We start from the raw sequence: 15,214 nt of genomic DNA, 5'->3' as shown, positions 1-15,214 counted from the left end.
ATTGGGACAGGTCCTGCGTATTTGAAGTGATTTGCAAGGAGTAGTCCTTGATTGAATTTACTGCTGTTGAAGACCGGTAAATTGTGACTTCAAAGCCATCAATGCGGGCGCCGTGGGGAATGTCCAAGGGCATGGTGCTGTAAGGCGGCTTAAAGCCTCTGCCGATAAGAAAATAGGAATGTTGGCCTGCATTGGCACGCGCATACGACTTTGCGTAAATATTATCAATAGAGTCAATGTAGTTTGGTAAATTCCAGCTAAACTGCCCGTCATGTATGATGGTTGTCCCGACACCCACAAAAGCGCTTTGGCTGTCTGCGTGCAAGGCAGAAGGCAGTGTTAGAAGAAGAACTGCCAAAATTGCGGCTAAGGCAGTTGAGCTTGTCACTTGATTTAGTCTTGGACTCGCTGCATTATTTGCCTTTGAGTCTGCCCGTAAAACAACTGTAACAGGCTTGTGCTGCACTGGTTTTGTGGCAGGCTTGTGCTGCATTGGCTTTGTGGCAGGCTTGTGCTGCATTGGCTTTGTGGCAGGCTTGTGCTGCGTTGGCTTTGTGGCAGGCTTGTGCTGCATTGGCTTTGTGGCAGAACCGGACTGCATTGGTTTTGTTATTGAATTTTTCATGGTGGTGTGCCTTGAATTGGATATTTGAATCATATTATTTTTGAAAGCCCGTAGAACTGGGACTCGCCGCCAAGTGCGACTGCAACGCTTCTGGTAAGCGAAATTGTTATTATTGCCGTGAAAAGGGTCAGCACAAGGGAAAGGACAATGCGCTCAACAACTCCAGGAAGGGCAATATTGTAAAGTGAGTCGTAGGTCTTCCCTACATCAAGCTCCTTGACATAGCTTACAAGCCAGGGAGTGAATGCAATTTGGAATACCGGGATGCTAAGCTGGTAGATGATTGTGACGATCGTCCTGCAGACCGGATATGCGGGAGCAGTGAATGGGTTTGAGAGCATCCAGGCGCAAAGTATGAGTATCCAGCCCTCCTCGCCAAGAATTGTGTAGAGTTGGATGGATTCGGAGCAAAGAAGCTGCGTGCCCCAGACCCTGCCTATGTCTTCAATGCCAAAGGGATTTACGTAGCTTCCCGGCTGCTTCAAGCCAGATGCCATGATTTTGTAAATTTCACCTGACATGGTGAGTGCAAATGGGTAAATCATGAACATGCCTATGCTGATTGCAATTATGGTTGAGCCTGTGCGCCTTGTAGGCGGAATCAGCCTTAAAATAATGCCAAGCGGGAAAATCATTGTCGGGACAGTCTGGATGAAAAAGACAAGGAATGTTTTTTGCGCAACCTGGACAAGGATTGCGTTTGAAAGCGAATCAATCGCATTTGAGATTGCAATGTTGAGCGGGCTGAGGCCTGCCCTTGGCGCACCTGACCAGAATGGAACTATGAAAAAGCCTCCAAAGCTTGCGCTGTAGGAAAACCCTGATGCCCTGCTTATCAGGAAATTTGCGTGCGTCAGGGCAAGTGCATAGCTTGACATGTCCGAGATGCTTCTGTTCAAGTAAAGGGTTGCAGCAGACTGGATATCCGGGCTTCCGGTAAGTGCCGTGGCAACAGGATTTGACACCACAAAGGCCCCGCCTATGATTACAAGCAGGACAAAGGTTGACACTAGCTCCTGAAGCTCAAGCTTCACCCAGTTTTCAAGCATGCCCATCTGACAAGACCTTGTTGTGTTGATTGTATGAACGCAGATTTTTTAGAGGTCAAACGCCCTGGCAAGCATGTAGGTGATGCCATAGGCGCTGACTACAATTACTGAGACTACTGGCAGAAGCAATGAAAGCGGGGAATCTGGAAGGCTTGCAGGATTCGGATTGATGTGAATTGTTCTTGTCACCAGCGCAGAGGCGTCGCCCGGGTCGTCCCTGACGCGCACGTTGTAAGTAATGTCCGAATCAACGGCACAGCCGGCATAGTTGTTGCATTCAAATTGTATTGAGAAAGAAGCAGGATTTGGAGAAGAGGGCAGCGGAGAAGATGAGCCTGCGGCTATGACGACTCCGTTTGCGTCCTTCCACTCTTCTTCAAGCCGCACATTGTGCAAATCCGGGTCTGATGCTGTGACCGTGCCGGTTATTCTTGTCTGCTTGTATACTATATCCGGCGATAGTGAGACGGATATTATCGAGGGTGGATTGTTTGACTGCACTACCTCCCCTATTGTGATTTCTATGCTGGCAGGAGGGGAATATTCAACCCTTAAAACCTCAAAAAAGGCCTTTGATTGGGATGGAATTGCCCTGCTTGCAATAACCCAGGGCTGCGGAACTTCGTAGAAACCTTGCCGGCCGCTTTTTGCAAACAATGCATTATTGATTTTACTGATGCCAATTGTTTTTGTTGTTTTCTCGTTTTTGTTCTGTGATTTCTGGTCTGCCGGGCTGTTTGTTTTATCTTGTGGCGTGCTGACTGCCTCGCCACCCTTTTGTGACTGGTCTTTGCCATCATCCTTCTTCTTTTTTTCCTTTTTTATCTTGTCAGAGTCACCGTCATCGCCAACAACAGAGTTGAGCTCGTTGCCGCCGGTATCCTCGTATTTTGTCCATGCAAGGACCTCAACGGTGACGACATCGCCAGCCTGGCATGCAACGCCGACATCTTGGCAGTTGATGGAGCTTGAAGACTGGGGGATAGGATAAGGGGCGTTGATGTTGTCATTGCCGGTATCAAACAGGTAGGTTCCGTTTTTGTACCACTTGTACCAAAAATAGATGGTGTTTCCTGATTCGACATACGAGCTTGCAGTCACAGCTACAACAGGCGAGTCATATGAGATTGAAAGGGTAGGGGCAGAAGGAATATGCGATGGGTTCGGCCCGCCGTCTAGCGTCCATGTGCACCCAGATGAAGTGCAGGATGCCTGGCTTGTAAGCGCAGAGCAATATGTCGTGCCAGAGCACGTTGCCTGCGTTACGCAGCTGCAGCCGCCAAGATTGGTGTTTGCACATGAGGCGGCACTTGTCCGAAAATTGCAAGCTGGGCTGCAAACCCCGTAATTGTAAGCGCATCCGACAAAGTTCACTGTGCAGCCTGAAGCGCATGGTGATGGGCCCGAACAGGCCACCTGCTGGCTTGCCGGGCCGCACGTCCCATCGTTTGGGCCTGCAAGAAGAAGGCCAGTAAAAAAAATGGTTAACAGAAGAAAAAAAATCGCGAAAAAACGGTGCGTGTGCCTGAAGAAAAAATGTTGGCTGCGGTTCATAGGAATATGAATGCATCTTTGCCTTTAAATTACTTATTAAGGCGAGGATTGGAATTTGGGCGGGCAATAAGATACGCAGTGGATTGCAAAATGACAAGCAAGCAGCGGAATTATTGCAGCAGGTGAAAGACCTTGGCCTAAAGGCCGAGGCTTCTGGGCGAGTAATTTAGGGGAAGCCACGGCGCTACCCCTTGCGCTAAAGCACGAGGCTTGCGCACCGAGGTCTTTGGGTGAAAAGGGTTTGTACCGAAAGCCCTATTTCTGAAAAAGTGAAGGGATTTCAGTATGATTGGAAGGTCGCCGGTGGCTTGACAAACAGGTAGTGCTTTTCAACTCCAGTAAGCTCCTTGTAGACCCGCTGGACAATGATATTGGCAGGGTCGGTTAGAAGCGCCACCCTGTTTTGTATGTCGGCAAACGAAGAGAACTGCTTGCTTTCCCTCTGCGCCAGAAGCTCCTCCAGGTGCTTTTTGCCAACCCCCGGCAGAAGCTCAAGCTGGTGCAAGCGTATTGAAACCGAGCCGCATTTGTTGAAAAATGAGACAAAGTCAGCTTCGCGCTCTGCAATTATCTTGCGCAGGACGGGCATAAGCTCTGTGCGGGCAGTGTTTGAAAGCTGGTTGACGTCAAGGCGCAGCTTAATCCGCTCGACTTCAACCCTGTTGTCGCGGCCTATGTTCACCTTTTGTTCAATGTTCAGCGCAGCCCCTGGCTTTATTGAAACTTCAAGAAGAGTAAAGTATTTGGTTCCGATTAGCTGCGCAACCGGCTCCCTTGTGCGGTCTGCAGGCCTGCCGGTAGGCAGAAAGTCAAGCACATAGCCAAAATCCTCAAGTTCAGACATGCCAACCACATATTTGCCACTCGCGCTGTTTGCAGCTTGAGCAGCACAGATAAATCCAGTATATCAACCACAACAGTATCTTTTTTAGCCACGAAATATTTACTCCTTTGCCTTCTTCTCCTTCTTTTTTGGCTTTTCCGGCTTTTCCTGTTTTGAAGCCTTGCCCTGCTTTTGCTCCTTTTCATCATCGGCTTTCTCAGACGTTGCATCCTGTTCAGCCTGTTTTGCAGGTGTTTCTGCATCTTTTTCCTGCGCATCCTGGACGCCTGCCTCCAAGCCTTCCTTAACCTGGACTTTTAGCGTGTATTTTTGCGCAAAGGGTGCAGTAAGGGCCAAAATCTTATCGAATTCTTCAGCTCCAAGCTCAATCTTTTCCTTCATGAGTATCAAAGACAGCTGCGGGCGGTATTTTGGCATCAGGTCTATTATGCGCGAAATTGCCTCCTCGGTGAGCTTCCCGCTGACCTGCGAAAGCTCCTGTACAAGGTGCTTTGCCTGTGTTGGCCCAAGATGAGCAAATTTTGTGCAATAGTCAAGGCTGCCTTGCTGCTCAAACTGCAGCGCGCCGTCCTTTGCGCGCTCCTCCAAAATGTGTTTTGCCTCTGCAAGGCACACCGGCCTTGAGCTGTTTATGTTTTTGCCTATCATGTGAAAACCTCTTTGACCTTGTTGGATATTATGGATGTTGTTTATCGTTGTTGCCGATTTTGACTTTGGCTGCAGGATTTTCTGCCCTTTGTTTTTGAATTTGATGTCAGTTTTGGCTGGTTCTCGGATTTAATTTTGATGCAGGTTTGCGGCTGTGCGTATTTGCAATGCCACATGTATTTAATGCCCGGCCCGCCTCACACTTTTTTGAGATGGACAGGTGGGATGATGAGGTTTTTTTGCGACCTGCCATCCATGATGCTCACCACATAGGACTTGCCCTGCACGCCTGTTATGGTTCCATGCCTTCCCCTATAGCGCGGGTGCGGCATTCCTGAAAAGCGCACATGATGGTCAATGACAACCTTGTGGCCGACTTCAAACGACTTGAATAGCTGGTTGACAGTCAGCTTGTTTGGCGTCTTGCCAAGCAACCTGCTCCTTTTTGACATTTTTCCTAGGCTTCTCCTGACCATTTTGCATCTACCTCGAAAAACAATATAAGGGCTGAATTTTTTGGTTAGCAGGTGCGCAATCGCGCTTTGGCGGCAGCTGCAGCATTTACACTAATCAAGTTCCCTCGAAATCCGCTAAATATTTATATACCTATCTTTTTAAAGCCATGCAGACAAATATCCTTATTTAAAAACTTTTTTGAAAGCCTGCGGGCGGCTTTATGCCGCATCGAGCCGGCGTTAGACGGCATTGGAAGATGCTTGATGGGTGGTAAAATGGGTGGCGTAAGGATATCAAAGCCGACTTTTAAGATTGAAAACATAGTAGCAAGTGCCAACCTTGGCCTTGAAATTGACCTGTATTCCATTGCTTACAAGGTTGACGACGTTGAATATGAGCCTGAGCAGTTTCCAGGGGCGATACTGAAGCTCAAGGAGCCAAAGTCCTCGCTTTTGCTTTTCAAAAACGGGAAGATAATATGCACAGGCTGCACTTCCGAAAAGCAGGTTTCAGAGGCAATCAAGCGCACCCTCAAGCTGCTTGCAAACTATTCCGTGAAAACTGGGCCGCAAAACAAGAACCCGAAATTTGACATTGTCAACATAGTGGCCTCAGCAGAGCTTGGTGTTGAACTTGATTTGTATTCCATCGCCTACAAGGTGAAAAATGTCGAGTACGAGCCCGAGCAGTTTCCAGGGGCGATACTTAAGTTCCTTGACCCAAAGTCCTCGCTTTTGCTTTTCAAAAACGGCAAGGTCATCTGCACTGGCGCAAGGTCCGAGGCAGGCGTCCAGGATGCGCTTATGAGGGCAGTAAAGGTAATGACCCCTTTTGCCTCAAGGCCAGGCACTTCAAAGAAATAGCCAGCACTTGTTTCATACAAGCGCCTCAAGCCCTTTTTTCCTCAAAAACTCTGAAGCCTGCCCAAGTTGCAATGGCGTGAGCTTGAAAACGCGCTGGGACGCATGGGGAAGTCCGTCAAGGCTGCTTTTCATCTCGGCCTTTTGCGCAAAGAAGTTCCTGTTTGCCGCAAGTATTGCCGCGCGCAAGGTTTTTTTCCTGTGCGAAAAAATCGCCCTTATGAAGATGTCTGCTGGGCCTGATTGTTGCGCATCGGCTTCAGGTTTCTTTTTCTCAAGCGAGATTATTACAGAATCGACTTTTGGCTGCGGGTGGAAGGCAACCGCAGGAACCTCAATGAAGGCCTTTGGCACAAAATATTTTGAGGTTTCAACCGACAGCCGCGAGTAATCCCTGTCGCCAGGTTTTGCAATCATCCGTGCCACAAACTCGCGCTGGAGGCAAAACACTGCCAGGTCAAAGTCCATCTTTGCAACCTTGAAAAGTATCTTGGATGAAATGTAGTACGGCAGGTTGCCGACAATCCTGCCAAACCCATCCTGCCCGAAGTCCAAAAAATCCTGCTTGACAATTTTCACCCTGTCAACCCCGGCAAACCTGACTTTGAGCTTGTCGACCATAATCGGGTCCTTCTCAACACAGATTATCTGGCGCGGATTTGACTCTAGGAGTTTTTGCGTGAGATTTCCGCTTCCAGGGCCTATTTCCAGGACCTTTTCCCCCTCCACATTGCAAAGTTGCGCCTCAAGCCCAAGTATTTTCTGGTCAACAAGAAGATGCTGGCCAAGGTGTTTTTTCAGCATTGCCAATCGCCGGTTTGAATAGGGCTAGGATGCTTTTTTTAGCTTGCGCTTGGCATGCGCGGGCACAGGCTGCAGGCCGGTGTCGGAAGATTTGGGCTGGATGACGTGGGTTTTGTCTTGTTTTCCAAAGGCAGTCGGCTTTTTTGAGGCGGAATTGATTGTTGAAGTGAATTTTTGGATTAGCATGTCAGGCTTATTCGGCTGGATTGATTGCTTTGTTGAAGACGCATTGAATTTTGTTGTGGTTGTTGGCACGCGGTTGCTTTTTGGCTGTTCTGGTTGGTTTGCATTGTTTGAGCGGTGTTGTTGGCTGCCAAAATGCCTCTCGTGGAAAGAGTGCACCAAAAGCCACGCAAAAACAAGCGCCATAAGGCCAAGGATTGCGAAGGCGGCATAAACATATTCTGGCCCTAGCAGGAGAAACTGGGGCACTGTGCTGTCTTGCTGCTGATGATTTTGCTTGCCGTATTGAGATGGCAAATAGGTGTTTGCATTTAGAACCGGTGAGTCGGTGACATTGGCTGCATACGATTTGCCATCGTGAATGATAATCCATTGCCCAAGCTGTGTTGCGTTTAGGCTTGCCTGGCCTGAAACAAGCTGTGTGGTAAAGTTTTTTCCAGACGGAGGCAGGATTGTTATCGTGCCGCTGGAGAAATTTCCGCCTGCCTTATCTTGATAGGCAAGAACATAGATTTGACCCCCGTATCTTGCATTGCTAACTAGCACTTGCGAGGGAAAAATTAGAGGGAGGCTTGAAAGCAAGATGAAGAGAAACGTGGGAAGGAGGGCCATTGCTTGCAGGAAATTATTTTGAGAAGCTGGAATGCCGCGTTTAGCATATGCGGCGGTTGCTTGCTTGACGATTTTTTGGGTTTTATTGAATTTTTTCATGGTGCGAAGTGAGACTCGATGAGGCGTTTTTCGGGCCCGACGGGATTTGAACCCGCAGCCTTCTGGTGTCATCCGCCTTTTGATGCGGCAGGAAACACCGACACCCAAAATTTTGGGAGGGCATTCGAAGCCAGACGCGCTATCCAAGTTGCGCCACGGGCCCAAGTTATTATCACGCCCAATAATTAATAATAGAAGTTAGTGTGCCGCGGGAAGGCGAATCAGGTTCCAAGGTTGCAGCACCCATAAGCTGAACCACAATGTGCGGCAAGCCGCATGGATTTATGCGAGAACCGACCTGGCTTGGAAACAACAACCGACTTTCCTATTGTCAAAGCTGCTTGTAGTCAGTAAGAATCCTGGCGCCATCGTGCTCAACAAGAATCGTGTATTCAAATTGCGAAACCAGGCCTTTTTGCGCCTCGCGCAAGGCCGGATAGCCCTGGATTACTCCAAAATTCATAAGTTCGCGCAAGGCCGCGTTGAGCTGCAGCTTGGATTTGAAATCCTTGGCAAGCCAGCGCTCGGCAAACGGAAGCGTGAAGAAGTTTTGAATGATGTATGCCAGCAAGCGCTTTGACTCGCGCATGCGCACGTTTCTCGGCTCGACAAGCGAAAAAATTTCAACCTGGTTGGTGTCATTTACGCTGCCCTGCCCGTTTGTGGCAAACGGCTCGACTGCGAATATGTCCCCTTCCTGAAATTCATAGTTCAAGTCAGTTGCAACATTGGGAATTGAAACACCGGCGTGAAGCAGGTATCTTGAGAGCATGTGGCCCGTCAGGTTTTCGATTGGCTTGTAGCCAAACTTTTTTATTTCCGCCTCGATGATGCGGCCTATTTGCCCGTTTGTCACGCCTGGCTTGATTGAAGACACGGCAGCATCAAGGGCGGTTTTTGCCGCCTCAAGCAGCTTTCCCTGGTTGCCTGAAAGGTCAATTGTGTAGGCCGTGTCTGACAGGCTTCCCTCAACACTCACCCCAAAGTCGACCTTTGCGACATCAGTTGGGCCAAAAATTATGTCGCATCCAAGCTCAGGCGCATAGTGGGCTGCATAGTCATTGAGGCAGACAGTTGCCGGAAACGCGGGTTTTGCCCCAGCATCGTAAATCATCTTTTCAATTGTCTCGACAACGTCTATCAGGGATTCGCCTTCCATGACAAGGCTTTTTGAGCTTGATGCGATTTCCGAGGTTATCTTGCCCGCCTTCACAAAGTTTTCAAGGACTTTTTCCTGCTCTTCTTCATCTTCGGCGAAATGTTCATGGCCATGATCGCTGATGCCCTTTTCGCCTGCAACCTGACCTGGCTCCATTTGAGAGCTTAACTCGTCTTCTTTTTCATCTTGCATTTCAGTACACCTTTAATATTTCCAGAATATTGTCAAACGAACCTACAGTATGGATTGCATTGGATTTTTTTGACCTGTGCTTGCCCTGCATAATCCTTATTGTAGTAATGCCAAGTTTTGAAGCCGGTTCGATGTCGGCTTCAGGCTTGTCGCCGACCATTACAACCTGGCCCGGCCCGGCCTTGAGCCCTGAGAGAACCCGCCTGAAAAACCGCCTTGATTTTTCGCCCCCCAAGTCGCCTGAAAAAAAGGCCCCGTGGAAAAAATTATGGATGCCAAGCCTAATAAGCTTGTCCCACTGCTTGATTGCATCGCCGTTGGATGCCGCATAAATTTGATAGCCTGATTCGCGAAGCGCAAGCAGCGTCATTGGAACCTGCGGGTAGGGAAGTATGCTTGATTTCGTGTTATGGTACGCGGCAATGCCCGCCGCTATGACCTTGCTTTTGTTGCTGCATTTGAAAGTAGCGCACAAGTCGTCAAAATGCCTGCCATAGTTTGAGCCCCTAATCCGCACTATTTTTGTGAGAGCCGCATATGCCTGGCTTGCGCCTGCCTCAAGGCCAGATTCAATCATGGCCCTGACAGCATTTTTTCTTGCAAGGGTTGAAAATTCGGTGCTTGGAAAAAGCGTGTCGTCAATGTCCACAAGCACGAACCGGATGCGTGAAACTGCAGTGGTGCGCTTTGCCAAAGCTGGCTTGTGACCGGCCTTAGGCTGATTTGTTATGTTTTTTGCGCTGCTTTGCTTGCCATTCGTTTTTGTGCGGCTTTGCTTGCCATTCATGCAAGCATTACGCGACAAATATTTATAAGAGAAATATTTGGCAAAACGCGCAAAGCGCTCCGGAAACTGCGCCCAAAGGCGGGCTTGAACGAGATGTGGAGGGCTGGCAAGGAATATTAACTGCGGCGGCCAGAAAATGACTGGTTGTTTTGTTGAGAGCCGCGCATGCGATAATCTCCGTTTTTGCCTTGGCTGCACTGGCACCCCAGATACTGTTGTTTTTGCTGACTCCCCAAGGTAGTGGATTCATTGGCTACTACACAAATCCCGTCGATACATTGTCTTATTTGATGTGGATTGGCCAGTATGAGAGAGGAAGCATTCTTGCACAGAACCTTTACACGGAGGAGCAACCCCGGGTAGGTTACTTCAATCCATTATTTTTTGCCCAGAGCATTGCAACAAGGGTTGGAATGCCGTATTGGCTTGTTGAGGCAATATCAAAAATAGCCTTCTTTGCAATTTATGTATTGGCCCTTGAAAGAATTTTGACACGCTATTTTGACAAGGGGCTGGCACAAAAAACTCTAATATTAGTATGTGCTTACACGGGGATAGCGGAAAATTATTTTGCCGCCAATGTTATGAATATTGCATTTGCTTCTTCGCTTTCCGGATTTCATCTTGCCCTACAAGCCACCATATTTCTGTTTTGCCTTGGAAAGCTTGAGTGGAAGGGTTTTTGGGCCATCTGCGGCTTAAGTCTGCTGCTTTACCTGTCTCACCCGTATTCAATTTTTTATATGGCCCCGGCACTTTTGGCCTTTATTGCCTTGCGAACCGGAGGGGAGCGGCGGTTGGTTTTTGCAGCCACATACGCACTGGTGCTTTTGGCGGTTGGCACAATGCTGTATTTTCAAACCGGCGGCTCAGAGATAGTGCGTGTTTGGGCCAACATGAGATTTGAAGCTGCAGGCCTTGCGGCTTTTATAACAACGTTTGCTCCCTTGCTTGTGACAAGTGCGTATGCATTGCTGCAAAGCGCCGGGAAAATAAATCAGGCCGACAGGAAAACCTTCTTGCCAGTCTTATGGATTCTGGCGGTTATTGCAGCCTCACTTGCATCAGGCTACGTGGATTGGTTGCCGCTTCAAATTCCAAAACTGGCTACAGGAATTGTTTTGCCGCTCGTCCTTGTTTCGTTTGGAAATTGGAGGATAAAACAATTATTTGAGAAAGGGGAAGCAGTACTTGTTTGCCTTTTTGCGTGCCTCCTTGTCTTTGCGCTTGTGGCACAGGTTTTGTATGTCCCAAACATTGCATATCAAAAAGCTGGTCTTTTTGGCGCGTTTGAAAACGCGAAATCTGACAATATTGTCAGGGGAATTGTCTCAAGCCCAGGACACTCTGTTCTAGCCCCGTATTACACCGGTAAATTCTCAAGCCCAGGACACTGGGGCTTTGTGCCAGATTTCAAGCAAAGGATTGAAAAGGCACAGGAGATTTTGTCAATAAAAAGCCGCAAGGAGCTGGACGGGTACTGCACTGCAAACCCTTCTGTTGCCATCCTGGCAGACGAGGACAGCGGCATTTACAAAAAATTCAGCGGGCAAAACGGCACGCCTGGATTTCACGATTTTGGCGGATTTTTGCTTGTAAAGTGCCACGAGATTGCAAACTAGAGCAAGAGTGCACTTGCGTGCTTGAGGACTGGCCTGATTTTAGGATGCGTCTGATGTGGTGAAAGACCGCAGGCTTTAGCCCACGGCTTCCCGATATCAACTGGATTTAGGCGCAAGCCGCCAGGATTGGGTGCGCTCCTCCACCCGCTTAAACAGGAGGCTTCCGCGCACCCGCGATCTTTCAGTGATTATTCTAAAGAGGTTGGCATCAGCGTTTTATGCTCCAACCGGGACGGCAAACTGCAACAGGCAGTTTGGCGGACTTTGCGCAGCAGCGCAAAAAGGTTGGACTTGCTCCAACCGGGACGGCAAACTGCAACAGGCAGTTTGGCGGACTTTGCGCAGCAGCGCAAAAAGGTTGGACTTGCTCCAACCGGGACCGCTAAGTTCATCAGAACTTTGCGGGACGTGTTCCGAAGGAACACAAGGTTGGACTTGCTCCAACCGGGACCGCTAAGTTCATCAGAACTTTGCGGGACGTGTTCCGAAGGAACACAAGGTTGGACTTGCTCCAACCGGGATTTGAACCCGGGTTACCGGCTTTCCTTAAAGACAGGTATGAAAATCATGCGAACGCCTTGCAAGCCTGATGCGCAGCTGGTTTTTTGCGTGCGACCAAGTGCTTGTGATTCGCGTTTTCTTTTCCGCATGCCTACGCTTTTCTTTTTGGAAAAAGAAAAGGGCGGTTATGAAAGGCCGGCGTCCTTGACCGAGCTAGACTATTGGAGCGCCTAGGATTGGATTTTATGCAAGCAGCTCTTTTATTATTATGCCATGGACTTGGGGGGGTGGTTTTGAGGCGTCAACAACAAGCCACTTGCAAGCATGGAACGAAAGCAGGCTAAGCCTCTTGTATCTCTCGCAAACTTCTGTTTGGAACTTCAAATCAGCCTCAAATACATCAGGGGTTTTTTGCGCCGCCTTTCTGGCTGCGGCAAGGGCCGGCTCGATTTTAAGGAACACGACAATATCAGGCTTTGCAAGAACAAGGGCCAAAGCCTTCTGGCAGGCTGTCTCAAAGCCCATGTCACCACCCTGGTATGCAATGGTGGAATAGATATACCTGTCAACAAGCACAAAATCAGATGATTTGCTTGCCGCCAAAAGCTGGCTTGTGTGTGTTTCTATATCTTTTGAGAAATCTTTGAATAGCTCCGACTGCGCCACGTTCTTTTTCCCCATAAGGTGCTCATGGGCCTTTCTTGCCAAAGCAGTCGGGAACTTGAAAACCTGATGCGACTTTCCCTTTTCTGAAAGCCGGCTGCAAAGCAGGTCAATCTGCGTCTGCTTGCCGCACCCGTCAATGCCTTCAAAGACCACAATCATAAAACAGTTGTGTAAATGCAGATATAAAAAACAGCCGAGGCGATGCAAAACAAACTTGCAGATTGGATTGGCGGCTTGCTGATTTTGGATTGATGCGACTCAAAGCCAAAGGTGTTGTTTTGAAAAGCCCCTTGCTGCGATTTCAGTTGGTGGTTTGCTGCACCTTGTGAGTTAAAAACCTTTCCTCAGTAATAAAAATGGTGGGACTGTGAATGGCCTAATCTCAATTCGCGATCTTGATAAGAGCGGTATTGAGGACTATTTTTCGCTTACGGAAAAAATGGAAAAATACCTTGAATCCGGCAAGCGCACGCTTGAAGGCACAGTGGTCGCAACCATGTTTTTTGAAAGTTCCACAAGGACCAACATGTCCTTCCAGACTGCTGCAAAGAGGCTTGGGGCTGATGTCATAACCTTCGGCGCCGAGTCCAGCAGCTCGAAAAAAGGCGAGACGCTTGTTGACACGATTAAAATTATAGACGGATACGCAGATTTGCTTGTCATGCGCCATCCGCTTGAGGGCGCGGCAAGGCTGGCTGACATGGTGGCAGCCCACCCTGTCATCAACGCAGGCGACGGGGGGAACCAGCACCCGACCCAGACGCTCATTGACCTTTATACAATCCTAAAGTGCAAGGGAAAGATAGGCGGACTGAAAGTGCATCTGGTTGGAGACCTGAAGTATGCAAGAACCATGCGCTCCCTTGTATATGGCCTGTCAATGTTCAACGCGCGAATGGTACTGGCATCGCCAAAGGGGCTTGAGATGGACAAAAGCATCATTCGCGAGGCGCGGGAGAAATTTGACGCCGACATTGTGGAGCAAAACAGCGTCGATCTGTCGGACTGCGACGTGCTATACGTGTGCAGGATACAAAAGGAGAGGTTTGCCGACCAATACGAGGCTGAAAAAATCCAAAAGGAGTTCAGGATAAATGAGGGCTACCTTGAAAACGCAAAGGATGGCATGATAATTCTCCATCCGCTTCCAAAAGTTGATGAGATACCGGAAGTTGTTGACGAAAGCCCCATGGCAAGGTACTTCCAGCAGGCAAAATACGGGGTGCCTGTGAGGATGGCAGTGATAACAAAGCTTCTGGAAAAAAAATGAGCAGGGGGAACGGGAAACCCGCGCAACTGATAACAGGCTGGATTGGTGCATTGCATGCCGCTAAGCGTTGAAAAAATAGAAAACGGGACTGTGATAGACCACATTACTGCTGGCTGCGGCCCCAGGGTGCTTGAAATCCTTGGCATAAAGGACGGATTTGCAGGCAAGGTGGCCCTTATCATGAATGTGCCTAGCAAGAAGCTTGGGAAAAAGGATATTGTAAAGATTGAAGGCAAGCCCATTGACGAAAAAACAGCCGACAGGATTGCCCTTCTGTGCCCGCAGGCCACGCTAAACATAGTGAAGAACTCCGAGCTTTCGGAAAAGCGGACTGTGAGACTGCCAAGGGCCATGCAAGGTGTCCTCAAATGCCCCAACCCAAGGTGCGTCACCAATTTTGAGAAGATAGCAACAATTTTCAGCACGGAAAAAGACGGAATAAGGTGCGGGTTTTGCGAGCGCGTGTTTGGCGCGCAGGAGCTTGCTTGAGTGCGCCAGGCTGATAGGCTGCCGTTGAATTAAGCACTGGGCAAAATTAAAGAGTGTGAACTGAACCTTGATTTGAGGGCGGGATTATGTTCCAGATTGCGGAGTTTGCAAAAATATTCATAGCATTAGTGTTAATAATGGACCCCTTCACGTCCCTTCCCGTGTTCATTGCACTGACAAGGAAAATGAACGGAAAGCAGCGGCTTGGTGCGGCCACCACGGCCGCGCTTGTAGCTGGGGCTGCACTTGTCGCATTTGTGCTTGCAGGCCAGCTTGTGCTTGGAATAACAATTGGCGACTTTAGGGTAGCTAGCGGTGTGCTGCTGTTCCTTTTGGCTGTGCAATATGCCCTGGGCATTGATTTTGGGGAAAAGAACAGGAAGGACTTGAACCTTGCGGTTGTAATCATTGCAGTTCCGCTTATCACAGGGCCGGGGGCAATGACAACAGCGATTATATTTGCTTCTGAAAGCGGCGTGCCGGTGGTTGTTGCGGCCATAGTGGCTGCAAGTGCCGTCTGCTTTGGCGTGCTTGGGCTTTCAGGCGCAATCAGCAGGCTTCTTGGCATGAGAGGAATTGAAATAGTGTCTAGGATAACAGGTGTGCTTTGGGCGGCCCTTGGAGTAAGCTTCATTCGGGCCGGCCTGGGGTACTGACGGTTGAAGGACTTGCTGCACACAGGCGGCTTGAGTTAAGGCAGATGGGAAAAATGGCTGACGAAAACCAAATAAGGCTCGTATTCCCCTCGTTTTCGCCCGAGATTGAGGCAAATGTCCACTCAAAGTATTTTCCCG

16 protein-coding genes and 1 tRNA gene are annotated in these 15,214 nt (G+C 49.0%); 5 read left to right on the top strand and 12 right to left on the bottom strand.

Annotated features, from left to right (window positions below):
* The 6 genes from FJZ26_00960 to FJZ26_00935 all read right to left on the bottom strand — a co-directional run.
* A partial coding sequence (locus tag FJZ26_00960; GenBank protein ID MBM3228975.1) for a hypothetical protein occupies positions 1 to 625 on the bottom strand: 625 nt, incomplete at its 3' end.
* Positions 626 to 654: 29 nt separating this feature from the next.
* Positions 655 to 1,680 (bottom strand): hypothetical protein, encoded by a 1,026-nt coding sequence (locus tag FJZ26_00955; protein MBM3228974.1) that lies wholly within the window; start codon positions 1,678 to 1,680, stop codon positions 655 to 657.
* A gap of 42 nt (positions 1,681 to 1,722) precedes the next feature.
* Complete coding sequence (locus FJZ26_00950) at positions 1,723 to 3,048, bottom strand: hypothetical protein (protein ID MBM3228973.1); 1,326 nt, start codon at positions 3,046 to 3,048, stop codon at positions 1,723 to 1,725.
* A gap of 460 nt (positions 3,049 to 3,508) precedes the next feature.
* On the bottom strand, positions 3,509 to 4,072 hold the full coding sequence (locus FJZ26_00945) for a DUF655 domain-containing protein (protein MBM3228972.1): 564 nt from the start codon (positions 4,070 to 4,072) through the stop codon (positions 3,509 to 3,511).
* A 99-nt stretch (positions 4,073 to 4,171) separates the two neighbouring features.
* Positions 4,172 to 4,720 (bottom strand): hypothetical protein, encoded by a 549-nt coding sequence (locus FJZ26_00940; GenBank protein ID MBM3228971.1) that lies wholly within the window; start codon positions 4,718 to 4,720, stop codon positions 4,172 to 4,174.
* 197 nt (positions 4,721 to 4,917) lie between these two features.
* Positions 4,918 to 5,196, bottom strand: a complete 279-nt coding sequence (locus FJZ26_00935; GenBank protein MBM3228970.1) for a 50S ribosomal protein L21e — start codon at positions 5,194 to 5,196, stop codon at positions 4,918 to 4,920.
* A gap of 243 nt (positions 5,197 to 5,439) precedes the next feature.
* Between FJZ26_00935 and FJZ26_00930 the strand changes: the two genes are divergently transcribed.
* Positions 5,440 to 6,039, top strand: a complete 600-nt coding sequence (locus FJZ26_00930; GenBank protein ID MBM3228969.1) for a TATA-box-binding protein — start codon at positions 5,440 to 5,442, stop codon at positions 6,037 to 6,039.
* A gap of 12 nt (positions 6,040 to 6,051) precedes the next feature.
* Here the strand turns inward: FJZ26_00930 and rsmA are convergent, their stop codons facing one another.
* From rsmA to FJZ26_00905, 5 genes are all read right to left on the bottom strand, one after another.
* Positions 6,052 to 6,840: a ribosomal RNA small subunit methyltransferase A gene (rsmA, locus tag FJZ26_00925; protein MBM3228968.1), complete on the bottom strand. Its 789-nt coding sequence runs from the start codon at positions 6,838 to 6,840 to the stop codon at positions 6,052 to 6,054.
* A 24-nt stretch (positions 6,841 to 6,864) separates the two neighbouring features.
* The gene (locus FJZ26_00920) at positions 6,865 to 7,734 is read right to left on the bottom strand and encodes a hypothetical protein (GenBank protein MBM3228967.1); all 870 of its coding nucleotides are present in this window, start codon (positions 7,732 to 7,734) and stop codon (positions 6,865 to 6,867) included.
* Between the two features lie 31 nt (positions 7,735 to 7,765).
* Positions 7,766 to 7,897, bottom strand: a tRNA-Arg gene (locus tag FJZ26_00915).
* A 168-nt stretch (positions 7,898 to 8,065) separates the two neighbouring features.
* A complete protein-coding gene (locus FJZ26_00910; protein ID MBM3228966.1) occupies positions 8,066 to 9,085 on the bottom strand; it encodes a type II methionyl aminopeptidase in 1,020 nt (339 codons plus the stop codon).
* A 1-nt stretch (position 9,086) separates the two neighbouring features.
* Entirely contained in the window at positions 9,087 to 9,872 is a 786-nt protein-coding gene (locus FJZ26_00905; protein ID MBM3228965.1) for an HAD family hydrolase, read from the bottom strand.
* 152 nt (positions 9,873 to 10,024) lie between these two features.
* Between FJZ26_00905 and FJZ26_00900 the strand changes: the two genes are divergently transcribed.
* Positions 10,025 to 11,494 carry a hypothetical protein gene (locus FJZ26_00900; GenBank protein MBM3228964.1) on the top strand — a complete coding sequence of 490 codons (1,470 nt, stop codon included), beginning with the start codon at positions 10,025 to 10,027 and terminating at the stop codon, positions 11,492 to 11,494.
* Positions 11,495 to 12,238: 744 nt separating this feature from the next.
* On the opposite strand, the gene tmk is transcribed toward FJZ26_00900, so the two are convergent.
* On the bottom strand, positions 12,239 to 12,820 hold the full coding sequence (tmk, locus tag FJZ26_00895; protein MBM3228963.1) for a dTMP kinase: 582 nt from the start codon (positions 12,818 to 12,820) through the stop codon (positions 12,239 to 12,241).
* A gap of 208 nt (positions 12,821 to 13,028) precedes the next feature.
* On the opposite strand from tmk, the gene pyrB reads away from it, so the two are divergent.
* The 3 genes from pyrB to FJZ26_00880 all read left to right on the top strand — a co-directional run bounded on the left by pyrB (position 13,029) and on the right by FJZ26_00880 (position 15,076).
* Positions 13,029 to 13,931, top strand: coding sequence for an aspartate carbamoyltransferase (gene pyrB, locus FJZ26_00890; protein MBM3228962.1), 903 nt, complete (start codon positions 13,029 to 13,031; stop codon positions 13,929 to 13,931).
* A 54-nt stretch (positions 13,932 to 13,985) separates the two neighbouring features.
* Entirely contained in the window at positions 13,986 to 14,420 is a 435-nt protein-coding gene (locus tag FJZ26_00885) for an aspartate carbamoyltransferase regulatory subunit (GenBank protein ID MBM3228961.1), read from the top strand.
* Between the two features lie 86 nt (positions 14,421 to 14,506).
* On the top strand, positions 14,507 to 15,076 hold the full coding sequence (locus tag FJZ26_00880) for a MarC family protein (protein ID MBM3228960.1): 570 nt from the start codon (positions 14,507 to 14,509) through the stop codon (positions 15,074 to 15,076).
* Positions 15,077 to 15,214 lie beyond the last annotated feature (138 nt).

The sequence above is a fragment of the Candidatus Parvarchaeota archaeon genome (genome assembly GCA_016866895.1).
In the GTDB taxonomy this organism is placed as follows: domain Archaea; phylum Micrarchaeota; class Micrarchaeia; order Anstonellales; family VGKX01; genus VGKX01.
Note: the sequence above shows the minus strand (reverse complement) of the source record. Positions and strands in the feature narration are given on the sequence as shown.

Bases quoted from the DNA above. Each gene is read 5' to 3' on its own strand.
- FJZ26_00955 (MBM3228974.1), bottom strand. From the start codon at position 1,680: ATGGGCATGCTTGAAAACTGGGTGAAGCTTGAGCTTCAGGAGCTAGTG.
- FJZ26_00945 (MBM3228972.1), bottom strand. From the start codon at position 4,072: ATGTCTGAACTTGAGGATTTTGGCTATGTGCTTGACTTTCTGCCTACC.
- FJZ26_00940 (MBM3228971.1), bottom strand. From the start codon at position 4,720: ATGATAGGCAAAAACATAAACAGCTCAAGGCCGGTGTGCCTTGCAGAG.
- FJZ26_00935 (MBM3228970.1), bottom strand. From the start codon at position 5,196: ATGGTCAGGAGAAGCCTAGGAAAAATGTCAAAAAGGAGCAGGTTGCTT.
- FJZ26_00930 (MBM3228969.1), top strand. From the start codon at position 5,440: ATGGGTGGTAAAATGGGTGGCGTAAGGATATCAAAGCCGACTTTTAAG.
- rsmA (MBM3228968.1), bottom strand. From the start codon at position 6,840: ATGCTGAAAAAACACCTTGGCCAGCATCTTCTTGTTGACCAGAAAATA.
- FJZ26_00920 (MBM3228967.1), bottom strand. From the start codon at position 7,734: ATGAAAAAATTCAATAAAACCCAAAAAATCGTCAAGCAAGCAACCGCC.
- FJZ26_00910 (MBM3228966.1), bottom strand. From the start codon at position 9,085: ATGCAAGATGAAAAAGAAGACGAGTTAAGCTCTCAAATGGAGCCAGGT.
- FJZ26_00905 (MBM3228965.1), bottom strand. From the start codon at position 9,872: ATGAATGGCAAGCAAAGCCGCACAAAAACGAATGGCAAGCAAAGCAGC.
- tmk (MBM3228963.1), bottom strand. From the start codon at position 12,820: ATGATTGTGGTCTTTGAAGGCATTGACGGGTGCGGCAAGCAGACGCAG.
- FJZ26_00885 (MBM3228961.1), top strand. From the start codon at position 13,986: ATGCCGCTAAGCGTTGAAAAAATAGAAAACGGGACTGTGATAGACCAC.
- FJZ26_00880 (MBM3228960.1), top strand. From the start codon at position 14,507: ATGTTCCAGATTGCGGAGTTTGCAAAAATATTCATAGCATTAGTGTTA.